Annotated in this window: 15 protein-coding genes; 7 read left to right on the forward strand and 8 right to left on the reverse strand. The window is 48.6% G+C overall.

What is annotated here, in order from left to right:
* Positions 1-83 precede the first annotated feature (83 nt).
* Positions 84-1,493, forward strand: coding sequence for an IctB family putative bicarbonate transporter (locus tag OU814_RS13630; protein WP_268183548.1), 1,410 nt, complete (start codon positions 84-86; stop codon positions 1,491-1,493).
* A 54-nt stretch (positions 1,494-1,547) separates the two neighbouring features.
* On the opposite strand, the gene OU814_RS13635 is transcribed toward OU814_RS13630, so the two are convergent.
* Positions 1,548-2,093, reverse strand: coding sequence for a late competence development ComFB family protein (locus OU814_RS13635; RefSeq protein ID WP_017286509.1), 546 nt, complete (start codon positions 2,091-2,093; stop codon positions 1,548-1,550).
* Between the two features lie 347 nt (positions 2,094-2,440).
* On the opposite strand from OU814_RS13635, the gene OU814_RS13640 reads away from it, so the two are divergent.
* Positions 2,441-3,628 (forward strand): glycosyltransferase family 4 protein, encoded by a 1,188-nt coding sequence (locus OU814_RS13640; RefSeq protein WP_017286510.1) that lies wholly within the window; start codon positions 2,441-2,443, stop codon positions 3,626-3,628.
* Between the two features lie 113 nt (positions 3,629-3,741).
* Here OU814_RS13640 and OU814_RS13645 read toward each other — a convergent pair whose 3' ends face one another.
* Entirely contained in the window at positions 3,742-5,157 is a 1,416-nt protein-coding gene (locus OU814_RS13645) for a tetratricopeptide repeat protein (protein WP_268183552.1), read from the reverse strand.
* A 114-nt stretch (positions 5,158-5,271) separates the two neighbouring features.
* Positions 5,272-5,520: a Ycf34 family protein gene (locus OU814_RS13650; RefSeq protein ID WP_017286512.1), complete on the reverse strand. Its 249-nt coding sequence runs from the start codon at positions 5,518-5,520 to the stop codon at positions 5,272-5,274.
* A gap of 181 nt (positions 5,521-5,701) precedes the next feature.
* Between OU814_RS13650 and OU814_RS13655 the strand changes: the two genes are divergently transcribed.
* The gene (locus OU814_RS13655; protein WP_268183556.1) at positions 5,702-7,000 is read left to right on the forward strand and encodes a CCA tRNA nucleotidyltransferase; all 1,299 of its coding nucleotides are present in this window, start codon (positions 5,702-5,704) and stop codon (positions 6,998-7,000) included.
* Positions 7,001-7,165: 165 nt separating this feature from the next.
* Entirely contained in the window at positions 7,166-7,351 is a 186-nt protein-coding gene (locus OU814_RS13660) for a hypothetical protein (protein WP_017286514.1), read from the forward strand.
* Between the two features lie 67 nt (positions 7,352-7,418).
* Here the strand turns inward: OU814_RS13660 and OU814_RS13665 are convergent, their stop codons facing one another.
* Entirely contained in the window at positions 7,419-8,291 is an 873-nt protein-coding gene (locus OU814_RS13665) for an ABC transporter permease (RefSeq protein ID WP_017286515.1), read from the reverse strand.
* A 77-nt stretch (positions 8,292-8,368) separates the two neighbouring features.
* A complete protein-coding gene (locus OU814_RS13670; RefSeq protein WP_268183560.1) occupies positions 8,369-10,534 on the reverse strand; it encodes a putative PEP-binding protein in 2,166 nt (721 codons plus the stop codon).
* 115 nt (positions 10,535-10,649) lie between these two features.
* Between OU814_RS13670 and OU814_RS13675 the strand changes: the two genes are divergently transcribed.
* Entirely contained in the window at positions 10,650-11,297 is a 648-nt protein-coding gene (locus tag OU814_RS13675; RefSeq protein ID WP_268183563.1) for a ComF family protein, read from the forward strand.
* A 200-nt stretch (positions 11,298-11,497) separates the two neighbouring features.
* Positions 11,498-11,998, forward strand: a complete 501-nt coding sequence (locus tag OU814_RS13680; RefSeq protein WP_268183565.1) for a GNAT family N-acetyltransferase — start codon at positions 11,498-11,500, stop codon at positions 11,996-11,998.
* A 60-nt stretch (positions 11,999-12,058) separates the two neighbouring features.
* Here OU814_RS13680 and rppB read toward each other — a convergent pair whose 3' ends face one another.
* From rppB to OU814_RS13695, 3 genes are read right to left on the reverse strand one after another with little or no spacing between them, the layout of a single operon-like run.
* Entirely contained in the window at positions 12,059-13,390 is a 1,332-nt protein-coding gene (rppB, locus tag OU814_RS13685) for a two-component system sensor histidine kinase RppB (RefSeq protein WP_268183567.1), read from the reverse strand.
* Positions 13,391-13,392: 2 nt separating this feature from the next.
* Positions 13,393-14,082, reverse strand: coding sequence for a two-component system response regulator RppA (gene rppA / locus OU814_RS13690; RefSeq protein ID WP_017286521.1), 690 nt, complete (start codon positions 14,080-14,082; stop codon positions 13,393-13,395).
* A 54-nt stretch (positions 14,083-14,136) separates the two neighbouring features.
* Positions 14,137-14,796 (reverse strand): DUF305 domain-containing protein, encoded by a 660-nt coding sequence (locus tag OU814_RS13695; protein ID WP_268183571.1) that lies wholly within the window; start codon positions 14,794-14,796, stop codon positions 14,137-14,139.
* A 433-nt stretch (positions 14,797-15,229) separates the two neighbouring features.
* Here OU814_RS13695 and OU814_RS13700 point away from each other — a divergent pair, with 433 nt between their 5' ends.
* Positions 15,230-17,332 carry a heavy metal translocating P-type ATPase gene (locus OU814_RS13700; protein ID WP_268183573.1) on the forward strand — a complete coding sequence of 701 codons (2,103 nt, stop codon included), beginning with the start codon at positions 15,230-15,232 and terminating at the stop codon, positions 17,330-17,332.
* The last annotated feature ends 24 nt before the right edge of the window (positions 17,333-17,356 follow it).

The raw sequence follows: 17,356 nt of genomic DNA on the forward strand, positions 1-17,356 counted from the left end.
TGCCAAAGTGCCAATATCGCGGATAATAGCCCTAGCCTAAATTTGCTAGGGCTATTTTGCTTGAAAGCATGGAAAATCCGCTTATGAATTCGGTTTGGCAACAAGTAACCTTGGCGACACTCCCGCTTCAGCAGTGGCGGCAGGTCAGTTACGTCTATCGCATTGTGGGATCGTTGCAAAATTGGCGCAACGGGTCTTGGCTGATGCAGCATGGCGATGCGATCGCTGCTCTTTTGATCAGCCTTGTGTTTGCGCTCTCACCCTTCGTTGCCACGAATTTAATCGGGGTATTGCTGAGCGCTTGTATTTTGTTTTGGATTCTGCTCACGGTTTCAGATACGGATAAACGGGCAGGGCTGACTCCGATTCACTTGCTGGTGATGCTATTTTGGAGCATTTCAGCCACTGCAGCCGCGCTTTCTCCACTGAAGCGAGCTGCATTCACAGGATTTGGAAAATTGTCGCTGTATTTGATGTTCTTTATCTTGGCAGCGCGAGTGTTTCGATCGCCCAAATTGCGATCGTTCTGCATCACGATTTTTCTGCATGTTGCTCTCGTGGTCAGTGGTTACGGCATTCATCAGGCAATTTATGGGGCAGATTCTCTGGCGACCTGGGTTGATCCCGAATCTCCTCTGGCACAATCTACTCGGGTCTATAGCTTCCTCGGCAATCCAAATTTACTGGCGGGCTATTTGATGCCTGCAATTTGGCTCTCGTTTAGCGCCATTTTTATGTGGAAGCATCGAGTCCCGAAAATTTTAGCGATCGTCATGTTCGGAATCAACACCGCTTGTCTGCTCCTGACGCAGAGCCGAGGCTCGTGGGTTGGGTTGATGGTGTCGGCTTTGGTCATGCTGGTCTTGCTCCGGTATTGGTGGAGTCCAATCCTGCCGCACTTCTGGCGAAAGTGGGGCTTAATTCTGGCGTTTGGGGGGCTAGCAGGTGCTTTAGTGCTCGGGTATCTGTTTGTCACACCGTTCCGTTATCGGATCGCGAGTATGTTTGTCGGAAGCAGAGATAGCAGTAATGCGTTTCGGCTCAATGTCTGGAGAGCGGTGATCATGATGATTCGCGATCGCCCGATTTTAGGATTTGGTCCAGGAGATTTAGTCTTTAAGCAAATCTATCCACTTTATTCGCAGGCGCGATTTAGCGGATTGAGCGCTTATTCTGTATTGCTGGAGATTACGGTTGAATCTGGCTTGATCGGATTGACGGCATTTCTGTGGCTGTTGACCACGATTTTCTCGCAAGGCTATTACCAACTGCGTCGGGTGCGGGATTTGGGAGATCGTGAAGGATTTTGGCTGATGGGCGCGATCGCCACCGTGGTCGGGATGTTCGTTCATGGCTCGGTCGATACCGTTTTGTATCGCCCCGAAGTCAGCGTCCTGTGGTGGATGAGTATTGCCTTGATTGCAAGTTTCTATGTCCCCCAGGCTGCGACTTCTCAAAGTTCTCAAACTCCCGAGTGGGTGGAAGAACGATAAAAAAAGAGGGGCAATTGCCCCTCTTTCCACTAAGTAACGTAACTATTCAGTAATTTAGTGATGCATTTCTGGCTCAAAGCTCGGTGCATAGGCTTGTAATAACGTACTGACTTGGTTCAGAATTTCATCTTTAGAACTCTTACCAATCACTTGCCGTTCTGGGAAGAAGTCTGGCTTGTCAAGGTTTTTCGCTATCGCTTCTCCTACTCGCTGAGAAATTACGCCTTGTAATCCTTCTTTCGCATGCTGTCGTTGATAATTTGCCCCTTCTTCGGTTGTAGCGTAAAGCGGGGGAAGTCGGTTCAACGCATATGCTGCGATATCGCCCAAATCTAAGGTGCGATCGCTGGTTGCTTCGATTTCTGCTACCCGCGCAATTGCCTCAGTCAAAACCAGTTCTTCCATCACGTTGATGAATTGCTTGCGAGGAACGGCAACGACTTCCCCGGTTAGCAATGCGCCCATCAAGCGATCAAGTGCCATGTATTCTTCGATCGACAATTCTGAGGCAGTATCGCAGATGCGCCCGACTTCAGCTTCCATTGCCGGTGTTAAATAGCCATCTTGAAGGGCTTGATCAACGATCTTTTCAATGCTCATATCGCCTCTTTCAACTCCATCGCAGCAGATTGTTTATAGATAACCCCGCACTCATTTTGCCCTAGTTTCGGTGTCGAAGAACACTTTGATTAAACCTTCATCAAGGGAATGCTGAAGTTGGGTTTTTCAGACGGTATGCTTTGTACATTAATAGGACAGCACGCTTTGCTTGAGCACTAACCGCGTCAATGTTGTAACACACGGAGTCTGTTTTATGGCATTTAACTAGAGGAAATCCAGGAAGTTATCCGTGAAAATACAAGATTTTTCGAGTTGACGGCAAGGGTGAACGTAGGTACTCAAAGCTAGTAAATTGGAACATACCACGCGGTAAAGGGCGTTGAGAGATGAAGATTTTGGTGCTGACTTGGGAATTTCCACCGCGTCTTGTGGGCGGGATCGCTCGCCATGTTGCAGAACTTTACCCGGAGTTGGTGAATTTGGGGCATGAGATTCATCTGATTACGGTTGAGTTTGGGCAGGCTCCGCATTTTGAAGTCGTCGATGGGGTGCAGGTTCATCGGGTTGCCGTTGCGAAACATGATGACTTCTTTCAGTGGGTCGGGGCGATGAATGAAAGCATGGGTCAGCATGGGGGTAAGTTGATGCTAGAGGAAGGGGGATTTGATGTAATTCATGCGCATGATTGGCTCGTTAGCGATGCCGCGATCGCGCTGAAACATCATTTCAAGACCCCGATGGTTGCCACGATTCATGCGACGGAACATGGACGGCATAGCGGAATTTTTAATGCGGTTCAGCAGCATGTGCACGACAAAGAGAAAGTATTGACTCATGAAGCTTGGCGAGTCATTGTCTGTACAAATTTTATGCGGCGAGAGGTTGAACAAACCCTGAATACGCCATGGGACAAGATTGATGTGGTTTATAACGGCATTCGGCGCGAAAAGAAGAAGCTTGATCCGGAGTTTGATTATTGGCAGTTTCGGCGGCGATTTGCCTTAGATGACGAAAAGATTGTCTATTACGTAGGCAGGATGACGCATGAGAAGGGAGTTGCAGGTTTAATTGCTGCGGCTCCCAAAATTTTGCATGAGATGAATCAGCGGGTGAAGTTGATTTTTATCGGGGGCGGACATACAGAGCATTTGAAGCAGCAGGCAAAAGCGCTCGGCATTTGGGATCGCTGTTATTTTGCGGGATTTATGCCCGATCAGGATTTGGATCGATTTCAGACGATCGCAGATTGCGCGGTGTTTCCTAGTTTGTATGAACCATTTGGAATTGTGGCGTTAGAGAGTTTTGCCGCACGGGTTCCGGTTGTAGTCTCGGATGCGGGTGGATTTCCCGAAGTGGTTCGACATGGGCGGACGGGAATTGTGACTTGGGTGAATAATCCCGAATCGATCGCGTGGGGGATTTTGGAAATATTGAGACGACCAGAGTTTGCGAGATCGCTGGTGAATAATGCGTATGAGGATTTAGCGCGGCGATTTGATTGGGCGAAGCTCGCGCAACAGACTGAGGCTGTGTTTGGTCGAGTTTTACATGAACGCAAGCAAGTCGATTGGTAAAAAAATACGATCGCTAAATTGAATTTAGCGATCGTGCCCATTGGATAACAGTCTCTATGTACAAGTTGAGCAAAGCCAAAACCCGATTTGGGAAAATGCGATAAAACGGCACCTTACAGTTGATTTAATTCGCTTAAGGTGTTGCGATAACCTTCTGCATCCCCTTTCTGAAGATATAAATCAGATGCACGTTGTAAATCAGCGATTGCACTCTGCAAATCGCCTAGCCCACCAATTAAAATCGCACGTTGGTAAAACGCATTAGCTCGGCTCGAATCAAGCCGAATCGCTTGGGTAAAATCATCGATCGCGCCTTGTAAATCGCCCGATTCTATACGTGCCATGCCCCGTTCTTCGTAAAGAGCAGGATTATTGCTATCAGCGCTAATGGCTGCTGTGAGATCTTGAGTTGCGCCAGCACGATCGCCAAGTTGCGATCGCACGACTGCTCTTTGAGATAATGCACCTGCAAAGCTTGGCTGCATTTGCACGGCTTGAGAATAATCGGCGATCGCGCCTTGTTTATCACCCGCCGTTGCCCGGAGATCGCCTCGGCTCTTGATGGCTTCTGCAAAGTTTGGATCGAGTTTGAGGGCTTGATTATAATCAGCCGCCGCTCCTTCAATATTCTCTAAAGCAGCGCGGATTTTACCCCGTTGATGAAATACACTTGCGCGATCGGGAGTCAGCTTTGCCATTTGCGTCAGGTCGGCTTCTGCGGCTTCGAGATAGCCTAGTTTTGCATTGACTTGCGCGCGATTATAAAACGCTTCTGCCGCAGTCGGTTTAATCCGAATCGCTTGGGAGAAATCGGCGATCGCAGCCTCTGATTCACCAATTTCGTAGTTGATCGCGCCGCGTGCAATCAATGCTTCTGCTGAATTAGGCTGAATTTTAATCGCTTCATTTAGATCATTCAAGGCGGATTGACGATCGCCTTTCTGCAATTTTGCAAAACCACGGTTCACGAGCGCCGGAACAAATTTGGGTTCAGACCGTAACGCCTGATCGAAATCTGCGATCGCCGAATCCCAGTTTTGAGTTTGAGTCCGGATATAACCGCGATTCACATAAGCAGCAGCTAGATTTGGGTTCAACGTAATCGCCTGATCCAAATCATTCAAAGCGGCTGCGGTATCTCCGAGGCTAAATCGAGCACTGCCACGATGCGCATAAATCATCGCATCCGTGGGATTGAGCGTGGCAGCTTGATCGAAGTCTTGCAACGCCCCAAGATGATCCCCTAGCTTCGATCTCACAGCCCCCCGACTGACATAGGGACTGCCCCAAGTCGGATTCATTTGAATCGCTTGATTGAATGACTCCAATGCCTCGCGGTATTTGGCATCGCGGGCACGACCTTCCCCTTGGCTAAAGAAATTTTGCGCGTCCTGAAGCTGTTTTGCCACTTCAGGGGAGGGCTTCGGCACATCGGGCTTTGTGTCCTGCGCAAAAGCCGGACAAGCCACTAACCCGAATGCGGCAATTGCAGCAGTCACATGAAATGAAGGACGACGAATGAAACGCATAAGCTTGAACCCTGGTTCTCGCGGAGTAAGGTCTTTAGACTTATGATTCCCTCGAACCAGGGTTCAAATTACATTCAAATTGCCAGTGCAATTCGGAATTTACGGAACTTTTGATTAAGTTGGGATTAACTCTCCGGGTCGAAGTTTTGCCCATTTGCCTGTTTCTTCTTTGAAACTGAGACATCCGACAACATCCCATTCCATCTCAATGTGATCGCCACGATCGCGAATATTGACGTTAATCGTGGGTTCGGTTGCTTCAAAATCAGGCGTTTCGGTTAAATGAGGCTGTTCGTGTTGAGTTTCGACTGCATTGTAGGTTGTGCAGCGATCGACGTAATGGCAATTGACGCAAATACACATAACTCTGCTTCAGGATAGAGTGGACGGCATTTCGAGCAGGATTTTCTGTTACTCTAACTCAGGCGCATTCAATTCTTCATCTCATTTTAGGTTGAGTTATGTTGCGCATCGGAAGCTGAAAAGTTTTCTCTGACTGGTTTTTTGTTAAATTACGACTTCGATCTAGGGTTGGCTGAACGCAGTGAATTTGCAGTTAGAACATTATCGCAACGTGGCATTGGTTTCCTCGGCACTCTCTCCGGAGACGTGGCCTTTCAGTCTCAAGTGGCTACCCGATTCTGCCTGTTTGGTTGGCGGAACGGTACGCGATGCGCTGCTGGATCGGCATTCTGAGTATCTCGATTTGGATTTTGTGCTTCCGAGTGGTGCGGTCGAGACGGCGCAGGCGATCGCGCGACATTATCGGGCGGGGTTTGTGGTGCTGGATGCGGAACGACAGATCGCCCGAGTAGTGTTTGAACAAGGCACAGCTGATTTTGCTCAGCAGGTGGGAGCGACGCTTGAGGATGATTTGCGACGGCGCGATTTTACAGTGAATGCGATCGCTTATAACCCGCATACGAAAGATTTGCTCGATCCGCTGCATGGTTATGAGGATTTGCAGCGCAAGCGGTTGAGAATGGTGTCGATCGAGAATTTAGCAGAAGACCCGCTGCGGTTGTTGCGAGCTTATCGTCAGGCAGCGCAGCTTGGATTTTCACTGGAACCGGAGACGCAACAGGCAATTCGTCAACTGGCTCCAAATTTGAGCAAAATTGCGGCAGAACGGGTGCAGTCTGAGCTTAATTATCTTCTGGGATCAGCGCGGGGAACGGGCTGGATTAAAACTGCGTGCGAGGATGGATTGCTGCAAGATTGGTTGCCGAGTGCCACGATCGAGCATTTAACGCAGGTGGGGGCGATCGATGATGTCACAGTTCATATTCAGGAAAATTGGACAGAATTCTGGTCAGAATTGAGCCGAACCGTGCGCGGAACGCCGCAGGCTTCTGAGGCGAAAGGCTCTGTTCGGACGTGGGTGACGATCGCGAAACTTGCGAGCCTCCTGCCTGAAGATCCCGCGCTCGCCGAAGCGCAGTTGTGGCGACTCAAGTACAGTCGGGCTGAAATTCAAGCGGTCAGTACTGTTGTGAAGGCGTTGCCGCACTTGCGATCGCCGGAGATTTCCAATTGGTCACGAGCCGAACAGTATCAATTCTTTCAGTCGATTGGCGCGGTTTTTCCAGCGATCGCACTGCTCGGTCTCGCGATGCGAATTCCGGTCGAGACAGTGCGACGATTGGTCGATCGCTTTTTAGATCCGACTGATCCGGTTGCACATCCGCATCCTATTTTGACAGGTCAAGATTTGATGACCGGACTACGCATTCCGCCGAGTCCTCAGATTGGTCGATTATTGGCGGCATTGCAGTTAGCGCGGGCAGAGGGCAAAATCACGAACCGTGAAGAAGCATTAGCTTTTGCGCAGACATTGCTATAAATTTTTCATCTTCGCGATCGCGAGATTCGAGCTAAGCTGTAATCTGGATTACGTTTTCGATTTAGGAAAACGTTAAGGGGACTAGAAAAAGCCTCACCTAATGCAATATAATCGTCAACTGCGTCTAATTTACAGCTAAGAACGTGTCAAGTTAAGGGGTAAACAATGGCTAAGCGCCGTAACCAAAAGAAAGAAAAAGCTCTGCGTAACCAAGCTTACGCGCGGAAGTTCCGTAAGCGCACGAATACAGGTCGCTTCGGGAATCGGGGCAGACGGGATGGAAACCGCGATGAGAGTGATGGTAATGCTGAAGGCGATACCCGCGTGTCTGAAGGGGCAGCGGACGTTTAAGATCGATTGAATTTTTATGATTCATCCATAAAATCCCCTAGCTCTGAGGAGTTGGGGGATTTTGAGTTTAGCGCGTTTTACGATCGACAAATTCATTCAACCCTTCGCCAAAGAGTGAAAGTCCCACGACCATGATCGTCATCGCGAGTCCAGGAAATAGGGCAGTCCACCAAATTCCTCCGGTGGCTAAAGCATCTAACGATTCTCTTAAATCATGCCCCCATTCTGGCACTTCGGCGGGCAAGCCTAATCCCAGAAATCCTAAGCCACCGAGAGTGAGAATCGCATCTGCCGCATTCAAAGTAAATAAGACGGGAACGCTCTGAATCACGTTGGCAAATAGATATTTAGAGAGCACACGCCAGGTTGAAGCGCCCATCGCTTGTGCTGCTTCGATGAAGAGTTCAGTCTTGACGCTGACCGTCTGGTTGCGAACGACTCGATAATACTGAGGAACATAGGCAATACTTAACGCGATCGCTGCGTTGAATACGCCTCGCCCAACTACAAATGCCAGCGTGACCGATAAGAGCAATCCAGGCAAGGTGTAGATGGTATCCATGAGAAATAATAAAGCGCGATCGAGCCATCCCCCTCGATATCCGCTCACCATGCCCAACGGCACACCGATAATTAAGCTCAACGCCGTTGCTAAAATCACGACTTGAATCGCGGCTTGAGTGCCAAATAACGTTCGTGAAAACACGTCATAGCCGAGGTTTGAGGTTCCAAACCAATGCGCAGAACTCGGAGCCGCATGGGGAGGATTATCCAAAAATTCGGTTGGGCTTTGCAGCAGTCCGATCGCTTGTAGTATCGGTGCAAGCAGCGCGATCGCGACAAAGACCAGAACAATTGCAGCCCCAATTCGCATCATTTGGCGAGAGAGGGACGGGCGTTCTGTTGCATTGAGAAACCGGGGCAGGCGAATCGAAGTCATGAGCAACACGATCGATAAATTGATTCGCTGATCATACCTGCTCGGTTGAATAGTTGATGAAATCGAGCGGCTCGCGCTTAGATTGATTTGCGATCGCGAATTTTTCGTAACATCAATCGCTGTTCAGCCCGTGCGATCTCACGATTAGCGGTTTCAACCGCAGAAAGATTGACCGAAATCGCATCTATTCCCGACTCGATCAGGCAATCGACGAATTGAGGCGTGAGCGCTGCTTGTGTTGAAATCGTACAAGGAATGTTGAGCTGATGCGCCGTTTGGATTAATTGAGCGATCGCAGCCAGCACAGCAGGATGAGACTCATCGAAACTCTTTGCCATTGCACTGTGATCGCGATCGACTGCCAACATTAACTGCGTCAGATCGCTCGTTCCAATACAAATTCCCTGCACCCCTGCTCGGACATAATCCGGCAGCAAAAAGAGAACCGAAGGAACTTCTGCCATAATCCACGTCGGCAGATCAAACAAACCCGCTTGCTCAATTCGACGGCGGCAAAAGATAAATTCTTCCACGGTTCGCACAAACGGCAAAATTAACCGCAAATTAGAACATCCTGCATCAACCGCTTGTTTTAACGCAGCGAGTTCAAAATCAAATGATTCTGAATTTTGAAGATAGCTGAGTGTGCCGTGCATCCCTAGCATCGGATTGACTTCAGCCGCAGACTGAAATTCATGCGATCGCAGATCTAAACTGCGATAGAAAACGGGACGTGGCGCAAACGATCGAGCAAAGTGCTGGATCTGATCCGACAGTTGAGCGTCCAACTTTCCGCCGAGCAGCAATTCCGATCGCAACAGTCCTACCCCGTCAATTTCAAGGTCGATCGCTCGCTCAATAGAATCCGTTTGGCTGAGATTCAACATTAATGAAGTCGCATTGAGATTCCATCGTGACCTCGATGAAATCGGCTTGATTACTGCTTGTGGCTGAGTCGCCCGCTCAACGCCCCCTGTATCACCATTGACTAAAATTAGGTCTCCCGTGTGAATGCGCTGCGTCGCATCAGTTGCGCCTACAACTGCGGGAATCCCCAATTCGCGTGCCAAAATCGCTCCGTGACTGGTCATTCCGCCTTGCTCAGAGACGATAGCCGCCGCAGATTTGAGGCAGGGAACCCAACTTGGCAAAATCATAGGAGTGACTAAAATCGATCCCTCAGGCAGCGAAAATTCGGGAAGTTGGAGATCGGTGAGGACATAAGCAGGCGCGATCGCGACTCCAGGAGCGGCAGCAAGCCCAGATGAGAGAGTATTTTCAGCAGGTTGTGGGGAAGGCAGTTGATTCACGATGGGGTCACGGTCATGCACTTGGGTGATGTAAAGCTGTGATGGATAGAATTGCCACTCCAGAACAGCAGGAGTATGCAAGGTTTGAGCTAATGAAAGCAAAGCGAATTGCTGAGGCGGCTGTAAGATTGAAGCCGCCTCGTGAATGGTGAGTCGAGCCAACGGTTCTTCTTTGCCCGCTTGAATCTGATAGGAAACCGTTTGCCGTCCTGCCTGTTGCAGCCGCATTTGATCGCCCTGAATCTGATAGATTTCTGGTGATGCTTCGCCTCGTGCGATCGCAGTTTCTAACCCGCGAGTTGCGGTGAGTTCCCAATTCATCGAATGCGGCTGCAATGATCCAGACGCGATCGCGTCTCCGATTGGCTGCATCATGACCGCAAACTGAATCTGGTGCAGTTCAAGTTTGGCGCTTTGCCAGTAGACTAAGTTTCGCGCCCGAAACAGTTCTGCCCAGAGCGCTTTTAAGCCAGCACCTAAGCTCTGTTGATCTGTCCAGCAGATTTGGGGTTCCAGTAGGCGGGATAGTTCATCAGTTGTCGCCTCAAAATCTTGAATAAAAATCGAGGGGCGCAGAATCACAGCCGGGGGATTGCTGAGCACTGGAAATTGAGCGATCGCGCTTTGAAGCTCGGTGAGCCAAGCCTCCGGCAGTTCAGCATGTTGAATCGTTTGACGGATTTGACGAGCGATCGATTGCAGTTGCTGAGAGTCTTTCAGATTGAGACGGAGCGAGGAAGAAGGCAAATCGGCAAAGAGCGGTTGCAGCCAGTGAATGGTTTCGAGAAAGTTACGAAACCGAGTTGCAATTATCACAACCGTTGGGATGACTGGATAGCCTTTTTGAGCCATCAGACTGAGATGGTATGCTTGTTCTCCAACCATACCCAAGGGTTGAGCTTCAATTTGATGGATTGAGAACAGAGTATCCACAGCCTAAAACTATCAAGATAATTTTCGATTGTACGAGACTCGATCGAGCAATCTGGAATTGATCAGAATAAATGAATGTTTGGGAACGTTGAGATCGGTTTTCTGGTGAAGCGTGATGTTAGACGGGGTTTTAAGTCTGATTTTGCAGAAGTCTTGCCCGTTGTGCGATCGTTCTACCTCAACCTATCTTTGTGCAAGCTGTCGGAAAAGATTAGACCGAGATCAATTTTCAGACCCCACACAGTTCTGGAAGCAGCGAATTTTTGCTTGGGGAAACTATACCGATACGCTCAAGCGTACGATCGCGGCATTGAAATATGAGCGTCATCCTGAGTTAGGTATGTTACTCGGCGAGGAATTAGGACGATCGTGGCTCAAAGCAAGATTGCATCCAGGAAAGCTGACGGTGATTCCGATTCCGATGCATTTTGAGAAACAACAGCAACGCGGTTATAACCAGGCAGAGCTAATTTCACGGGCATTTTGTCAGATCACCGGGAATGCTCATCAGCCCAAGGGATTGCAGCGAATTCGGGCAACTGAGGCTTTGTTTGGATTGTCGCCTCAGGGTCGAGAGCAAACGTTGACCCAAGCATTTGCGATCTGCAAAGGGGCAACACAAAACCGCCCCGTTTTATTGATTGATGATATTTACACCACTGGAGCAACAGCGAGAGCTGCAATACAAGTTTTACATCGACATCAAATTCGCGTACTGGGAATTGCAGTAGTGGCGAAACCAAGCTTTGAACCGCGATCGTAACGTTCTGAAATGAAATCTTCAGTTCGAGAATTGCGGACTCGCTCAGTGAGAGAATCAAATTTGAGGCAGTCGCGATCGAACGGTTCGATCGTGAAGCTGCCCGTCAGCTTTGCAATAGTCCAACCTTGCTCGTCTTGTTCCAGCGGGGTTGGTCGTCATACGAGTCGTAACAGCAATGCAACAATAAACGAGGGATTCAAATGATTGTCAGAAAAGAGACTCCATCCGATATTGAAGCAATCACCCAAGTCACAATATCTGCCTTCAATACCCTTCCAATCAGCAATCACACCGAGCAATTTATCATCCAGGCGTTACGCAACTCAGGCGCACTAACTTTGTCGCTTGTAGCAGAGCAGGACGACCAGGTTGTTGGGCATGTCGCTTTTTCTCCTGTCACCCTTTCTGACGGTTCAGAGGGATGGTATGGTCTCGGTCCTGTGTCAGTAGTACCTAGCCATCAAAAACAAGGGATTGGAACATCGCTCATCAATGAGGGGTTGTCTTTGCTAAAAGAGATGGGCGGACAGGGTTGTGCTCTTGTGGGTGATCCGAACTACTATCAGCGCTTTGGTTTCCGGAACGTTCCAGAACTGATTTATGAAGGGGTTCCACCAGAGTTTTTCCTAGTCTTGCCGTTTACCAAGAAGGTTCCCCAAGGAATTGTGGTGTTTCATGAAAGCTTTTGGGCACATGGCTAGTGTTTCGGTGATCAGCAGATAAGCTCCTCGCGCTCATCACCTCTGTAGAAGGTAGTGCGTTCATTTGAGTGGTAAGCGAACGATCAATTCACTTCCCTGACCAATCGCACTCTGAACTAGAATGTTGCCATTGTGTTGCTTCGCGATTGCAAGTGCGATCGCGAGTCCTAATCCGGCTCCACCAGTCTGGCGAGAGCGATCGCGGCTAACTCGATAAAATCGATCAAAAATTCGCGGCTGGTCTTCAGAAGCAATCCCAATTCCTGTATCTCGAACTTGAATCACTGCATGGTTCGAGTCACAGCCCAGCGAAACTGTAATGTTGCCACCCGCGGGTGTGTATTGAATGGCATTTGTGACTAAGTTAGCGATTAACTGAAAAAGCTGTTCCTCGTTACCTAGGACATAAACAGGATAAGGTACTCGAATATCCAGTCTGAGATCAATATCAGCCGCGATCGCCATTGCACTAAATTCATCTAACACATCTGTCAGCAAAGAATTCAGGCAACACGGTTGATGTTTCACAGGCAAGACTTGCAGATCCATGCGAGACAAGAGCAGCAAATCTTGAACCAGTTGAGCGAGGCGATTGTTCTGGCGCTCGATCGTGTATAGCGTATTTCGAGCTTCTGGTTCTGGTAATGTTTCGAGTTCTAGAACAGATTCAATCGTGGCTTTCGTCGCAGCCAAAGGCGTTCGCAATTCGTGAGCAACATCTGCTGTAAATTGCTGCACTTGTTGATACGAGCGATACACGGGTCGCATTGCTAATCCAGCTAACCACCAACTTGCAGCAATCACAAAAAGAATAGTGATCGGCAGTCCTAGCAGAAAAGTAAGCCGCAAGGTCGCCAAATAGTGGTCGAATTCTTGCAGCGATCGACCTACCTGTAAGTAGCCCCAAGGAGCATGTTGATTATTCTTGAGAAGAATAGAGATTTGGTGATAGCGTTTTCCATCAGGCGTTTCCAGCGTTTGCCAGAGAGATTGTTGTAGCTGATCTGAAATTGCTTTCGGAGGATGTCCATTTGTCGCGATCAGTTGTCCAGATTGATCGAGAAACCGCATGTAATATCCTTCTTGCTGTACGGCTCCTAAAACATGACGTTCTTCTGTCGGTTCAGCACAAAGCGTTGAAGTGAGGCACAGCCCTGGCAGGAGTTGAAAAACACGATCGTTGATCTGTCCAGGCTGCTCCAAGATCGGTTCTAGCCCGTCGTGTAGGGTGCCTGAAACAGATTCTAGTTCTTGATGTAGAGCGTGCCAGTGCGCCTCAGTGAGCAACTGATAAGCCACACCTCCAGACATGACTAGAATCAAGCTCATGACTCCGGTATACCAGCTTGCTAATCGCCAGCGTGTTCGGTTGAAGAGTTGGTTCTGTTGCATCGCTATCCTTTGGCATTCAGGCGATAGCCTAGCCCGTAGACAGTCTCTAGCAGCCCTTCACAGCCATAGTCCGCTAACTTACGCCGCAGAAGACGAATTTGGGCAGGAACCACATTGCTGATGGGATCAGCTTGTAAATCCCAAACTTGATTCATTAATTGGTCGCGAGTGAGAATCTGATTAGGATGCTGCATAAAATACTCCAAAAGCTGAAATTCTTTAGCTGTCAGAGGAATCATTTGTCGTTGAGGCTGAGTCGTCTGAACTGTAGCCGTGCTGTAATCCAAAAGGAGATAACCAACTTGAAGCTGGGGTGGCTGGAATTGAGGCGATCGACGCTGTAAGGCTCGCAGTCGTGCCCGCAGTTCTGCCATGCCGAACGGTTTGACGAGGTAATCATCGGCTCCGGCATCGAGTCCCATGACTTTATCTTCCATACGGTCTTTTGCTGTCAAGATTAGAATCGGGAGGGGATTGTACTGCGATCGTAGCCGCCGACAAAGCTCAATCCCAGATAGTCCTGGTAGTAACCAGTCGAAGATCGCTAAGGTGTAATGAACTTGGGAATTATCAAGACAGTTCCACGCTTCTGTGCCATCTTGAACCCAATCCACAACATACTTATCCCGACTGAGGGCGTGCTGAATTGCCGCCCCTAAATCTGGTTCATCCTCAACTAGTAGTATTCGCATAGAAATTTTTTCAATCAACTTAAGGCTTAGGCTCCTTCTGGAATAGGGGAAAATTTACCGATGCCAGGCTTGGTTCCACTGCTGCATTTGAGTAATTTCAGCCGTCTGAGATTTGATCATTGATTGAGCAAGATTCCGCATGTCGGGACGATTAGTCCGATTCAGTAGCATCTGAGCCATGTGGACTGCCATTTGATGGTGGGGAACCATTTGGCGGATAAATTCTCGATCGAAGTCGGGCGCATTTTTTAATGCCTGCAAATCCATCTCCATGCTCATTCCGCTTTGGTGCATTCCCATCCTGTCTGAGTGGTTCCCCATCATTCCTGAGCGGTTCCCCATCCTGCCCATTCCAGACGACACTGCTGGAACGTTTGTCCCGTACCAAGCCTTGTACCAGGTTCGCATCTGGTTAATTTCGCGGGTTTGGTCTTGAATAATAGATGCAGCTAACCTCTTAATTTCAGAATGTTTAGCCCGACTGGAAGCTAATTGAGCCATCTCTACGGCTTCCTCGTGGTGTGGAATCATCCTTTCAATGAAGTGACGATCAACTTGTCCCATGATGGGTTGTTGAGGAGAATGTGATCTGTTAGCAGGAGTTTGAGAAGTAGGTGCGGCACTGAGACTTTCGATACGACTGATATTGAGTAGTCCTATAACTGTGCTACTAGTTAATAGCCCTGCAAAACTGTAAAGCAATATTTTTCTCATGATGATGTTCCCTCCTTGTAAAAGTCTAGAAATATTAGACTCTTCTTTTCTAAGCTAGGTCTAAATTATGAGGAAGTTGTGAGCGATCGCCAACGGAGTTTAAATCAACAAAACAGTATTGTGTGAATCCTCCTTTCCAAATTCTGCTAGGGCTTCACGTGCTTCCTGATGTGCTAGTCTGACGTACATTCATACTCAGATTAGAAACATGAGTAACGCCTAAGTGAGTATCCATAGCAGTTCTCTTCTCAAGCTTGCACAACATCATAAAATTGCTATGAAATATTTGCGGCTCAACATTATTGTTCACACGAACATTGCTCTATCTCAAGGTTGATCTTGCCTAAACGCACCCAATCTTTCATAGCAATTTGAGAATTCTTCGCCAATATGAATATAAGGCAAACGATCCACGATCGAGGAGCGATCCATCATGCACCACGACCACTCGAATCATCCACATCATTCTGATCCGGGATATGTTGGGCACGACGATCATGAACAACAACTCGAATCAAATCTGCCTAATCCTGCCCCGCACCAACACGCAGGTCATCATCAGCACAAAGGTCATGACCGACACGCAGGGCATAGCCCAGAGATGTTCAAGCGGCGGTTTTTCATCTGCTTGGTGCTGACTTTGCCGATTCTCTATTTTTCGCCACTGTTTCAAGAATGGTTTCGCTATCAGGCGATTGATCTACAAGGAAGCAATTGGATCACACCAATCTTGGCAACTGTCATTTACTTCTATGGCGGCTGGGCATTCCTGAAAGGTGCTTGGTACGAACTACGAGGCAAGATTGGCATGATGACGCTGATTGCGCTGGCGATCACAGTTGCGTTTGTCTACAGCTTGGCAGTGACGTTTGGTTTGCCAGGTGATCCGTTCTACTGGGAGTTAGCAACACTGGTCGATGTGATGTTGCTCGGACATTGGATTGAAATGGCTTCAGTGCAAGGAGCCAGTCGTGCTTTAGAACATTTAGCAGATTTAGTGCCTGCGATCGCACATCGATTGACCAACGGGCGCATTGAGGATGTCTCGGTGAGTACCTTAACCGAGCACGATCGTATTCTCATTCGTCCGGGAGAACAAATTCCGATTGATGGCGAAATCACTGAAGGTGCTTCGAGTGTGAATGAAGCCTTTCTGACTGGAGAATCTCGCCCAGTGACGAAACAGATGGGTGATGAAGTGGTTGGGGGAGCCGTTAACGGTGAGGGAGCTTTAACTGTTCAAGTGACTCGCACTGGAGACAAAACGACATTAAGCCAAATTATGCGCCTGGTCGAAGAGGCGCAAAGTTCTAGAAGTCGATATCAAGCCTTAGCAGATCAGCTTGCCTATTGGTTAACCTTAATTGCGATCGGCGTTAGCACCTTAACGTTTGTGGTCTGGCTAGCAGCAAACTCAGGCTTAACCTTTGCCATCAATCGTGCCGTTACAGTGTTAGTCATTACCTGTCCTCATGCGTTGGGTTTAGCCATTCCTTTGGTGATCGTAAATGCAACAGCGATGTCTGCGAAGAACGGTATTTTAGTTCGTAGCCGGGAAGCGTTTGAACGAGCGAGAGATATTAAAGCGATCGCATTTGATAAAACCGGAACCCTGACCGAAGGACGATTCGGGGTGCAGCACATTGATACAGATGGCATTGATGAAGTAGACGCGTTAACCATTTCCGCTTCGCTGGAGTCGTTGTCAGAACACCCGCTAGGACAGGCAATTGTGGGAGAAGCCGAGCATCGCCAGATTCATCTGGTTCAAGCGAGCGAGTTCAAAGCGATTCCTGGTCGAGGTGTGGAAGGAACCGTCAACGCTCAACGCTATCGAGTCGGACGACCCGAATGGGCAGAAGAGTTGAATTTAAAGTTTCCGTCAGCGCTACGAAAAGGATTGCAAGAAATTGAATCGCGAGGAGAAAGCGCGATCGTGCTTCTCAACGATCAACAAGTTCTAGCTGTGATTGGATTAGCTGACCAGATTCGAGAACGGGCACGAGAAGCCATTCAGCGATTGCATGAAATGAACATTGAAACCGTGATGATTACGGGTGATGCAGAAGCGGTGGCGAAAACCGTTGCAGCAGAATTGGGCATCGATCGCTACTATGCGCGAGTGCTACCGCAAGATAAGGCAACCCTAGTGCGACGATTAAAAGCAGAGAAACCCACTGCTTTTGTCGGAGATGGTATCAATGATGCACCTGCATTGTTTGAAGCGGATTTGGGAATCGCGATCGGGGCTGGTACCAATGTCGCGATCGAGTCGGCTGACTTGGTGTTAGTGAAAAATGATCCACTCGATGCCACCTATGCCCTTCAGCTTGCCAAAGCCACCTACAACAAAATGATTCAGAATCTATTCTGGGCAACGGGATACAACGTGATTGGCATTCCCTTAGCGGCTGGAATTGCTTATCCATTTGGAATTTTGCTTTCTCCAGCTGTTGGAGCCTTATTTATGAGCATTTCGACTGTGATTGTCTCGATCAATGCGATGCTGCTGCGTCGGGTCAAATTGAGTCATTAATACAGAGCATCACATCAATCTTTT

Source organism: Leptolyngbya sp. GGD, assembly GCF_026735145.1.
Lineage (GTDB): Bacteria > Cyanobacteriota > Cyanobacteriia > Leptolyngbyales > Leptolyngbyaceae > Leptolyngbya > Leptolyngbya boryana.

Bases quoted from the DNA above. Each gene is read 5' to 3' on its own strand.
- OU814_RS13630 (WP_268183548.1), top strand. From the start codon at position 84: ATGAATTCGGTTTGGCAACAAGTAACCTTGGCGACACTCCCGCTTCAG.
- OU814_RS13635 (WP_017286509.1), bottom strand. From the start codon at position 2,093: ATGAGCATTGAAAAGATCGTTGATCAAGCCCTTCAAGATGGCTATTTA.
- OU814_RS13640 (WP_017286510.1), top strand. From the start codon at position 2,441: ATGAAGATTTTGGTGCTGACTTGGGAATTTCCACCGCGTCTTGTGGGC.
- OU814_RS13645 (WP_268183552.1), bottom strand. From the start codon at position 5,157: ATGCGTTTCATTCGTCGTCCTTCATTTCATGTGACTGCTGCAATTGCC.
- OU814_RS13650 (WP_017286512.1), bottom strand. From the start codon at position 5,520: ATGTGTATTTGCGTCAATTGCCATTACGTCGATCGCTGCACAACCTAC.
- OU814_RS13660 (WP_017286514.1), top strand. From the start codon at position 7,166: ATGGCTAAGCGCCGTAACCAAAAGAAAGAAAAAGCTCTGCGTAACCAA.
- OU814_RS13665 (WP_017286515.1), bottom strand. From the start codon at position 8,291: ATGACTTCGATTCGCCTGCCCCGGTTTCTCAATGCAACAGAACGCCCG.
- OU814_RS13675 (WP_268183563.1), top strand. From the start codon at position 10,650: ATGTTAGACGGGGTTTTAAGTCTGATTTTGCAGAAGTCTTGCCCGTTG.
- OU814_RS13680 (WP_268183565.1), top strand. From the start codon at position 11,498: ATGATTGTCAGAAAAGAGACTCCATCCGATATTGAAGCAATCACCCAA.
- rppB (WP_268183567.1), bottom strand. From the start codon at position 13,390: ATGCAACAGAACCAACTCTTCAACCGAACACGCTGGCGATTAGCAAGC.
- rppA (WP_017286521.1), bottom strand. From the start codon at position 14,082: ATGCGAATACTACTAGTTGAGGATGAACCAGATTTAGGGGCGGCAATT.
- OU814_RS13695 (WP_268183571.1), bottom strand. From the start codon at position 14,796: ATGAGAAAAATATTGCTTTACAGTTTTGCAGGGCTATTAACTAGTAGC.
- OU814_RS13700 (WP_268183573.1), top strand. From the start codon at position 15,230: ATGCACCACGACCACTCGAATCATCCACATCATTCTGATCCGGGATAT.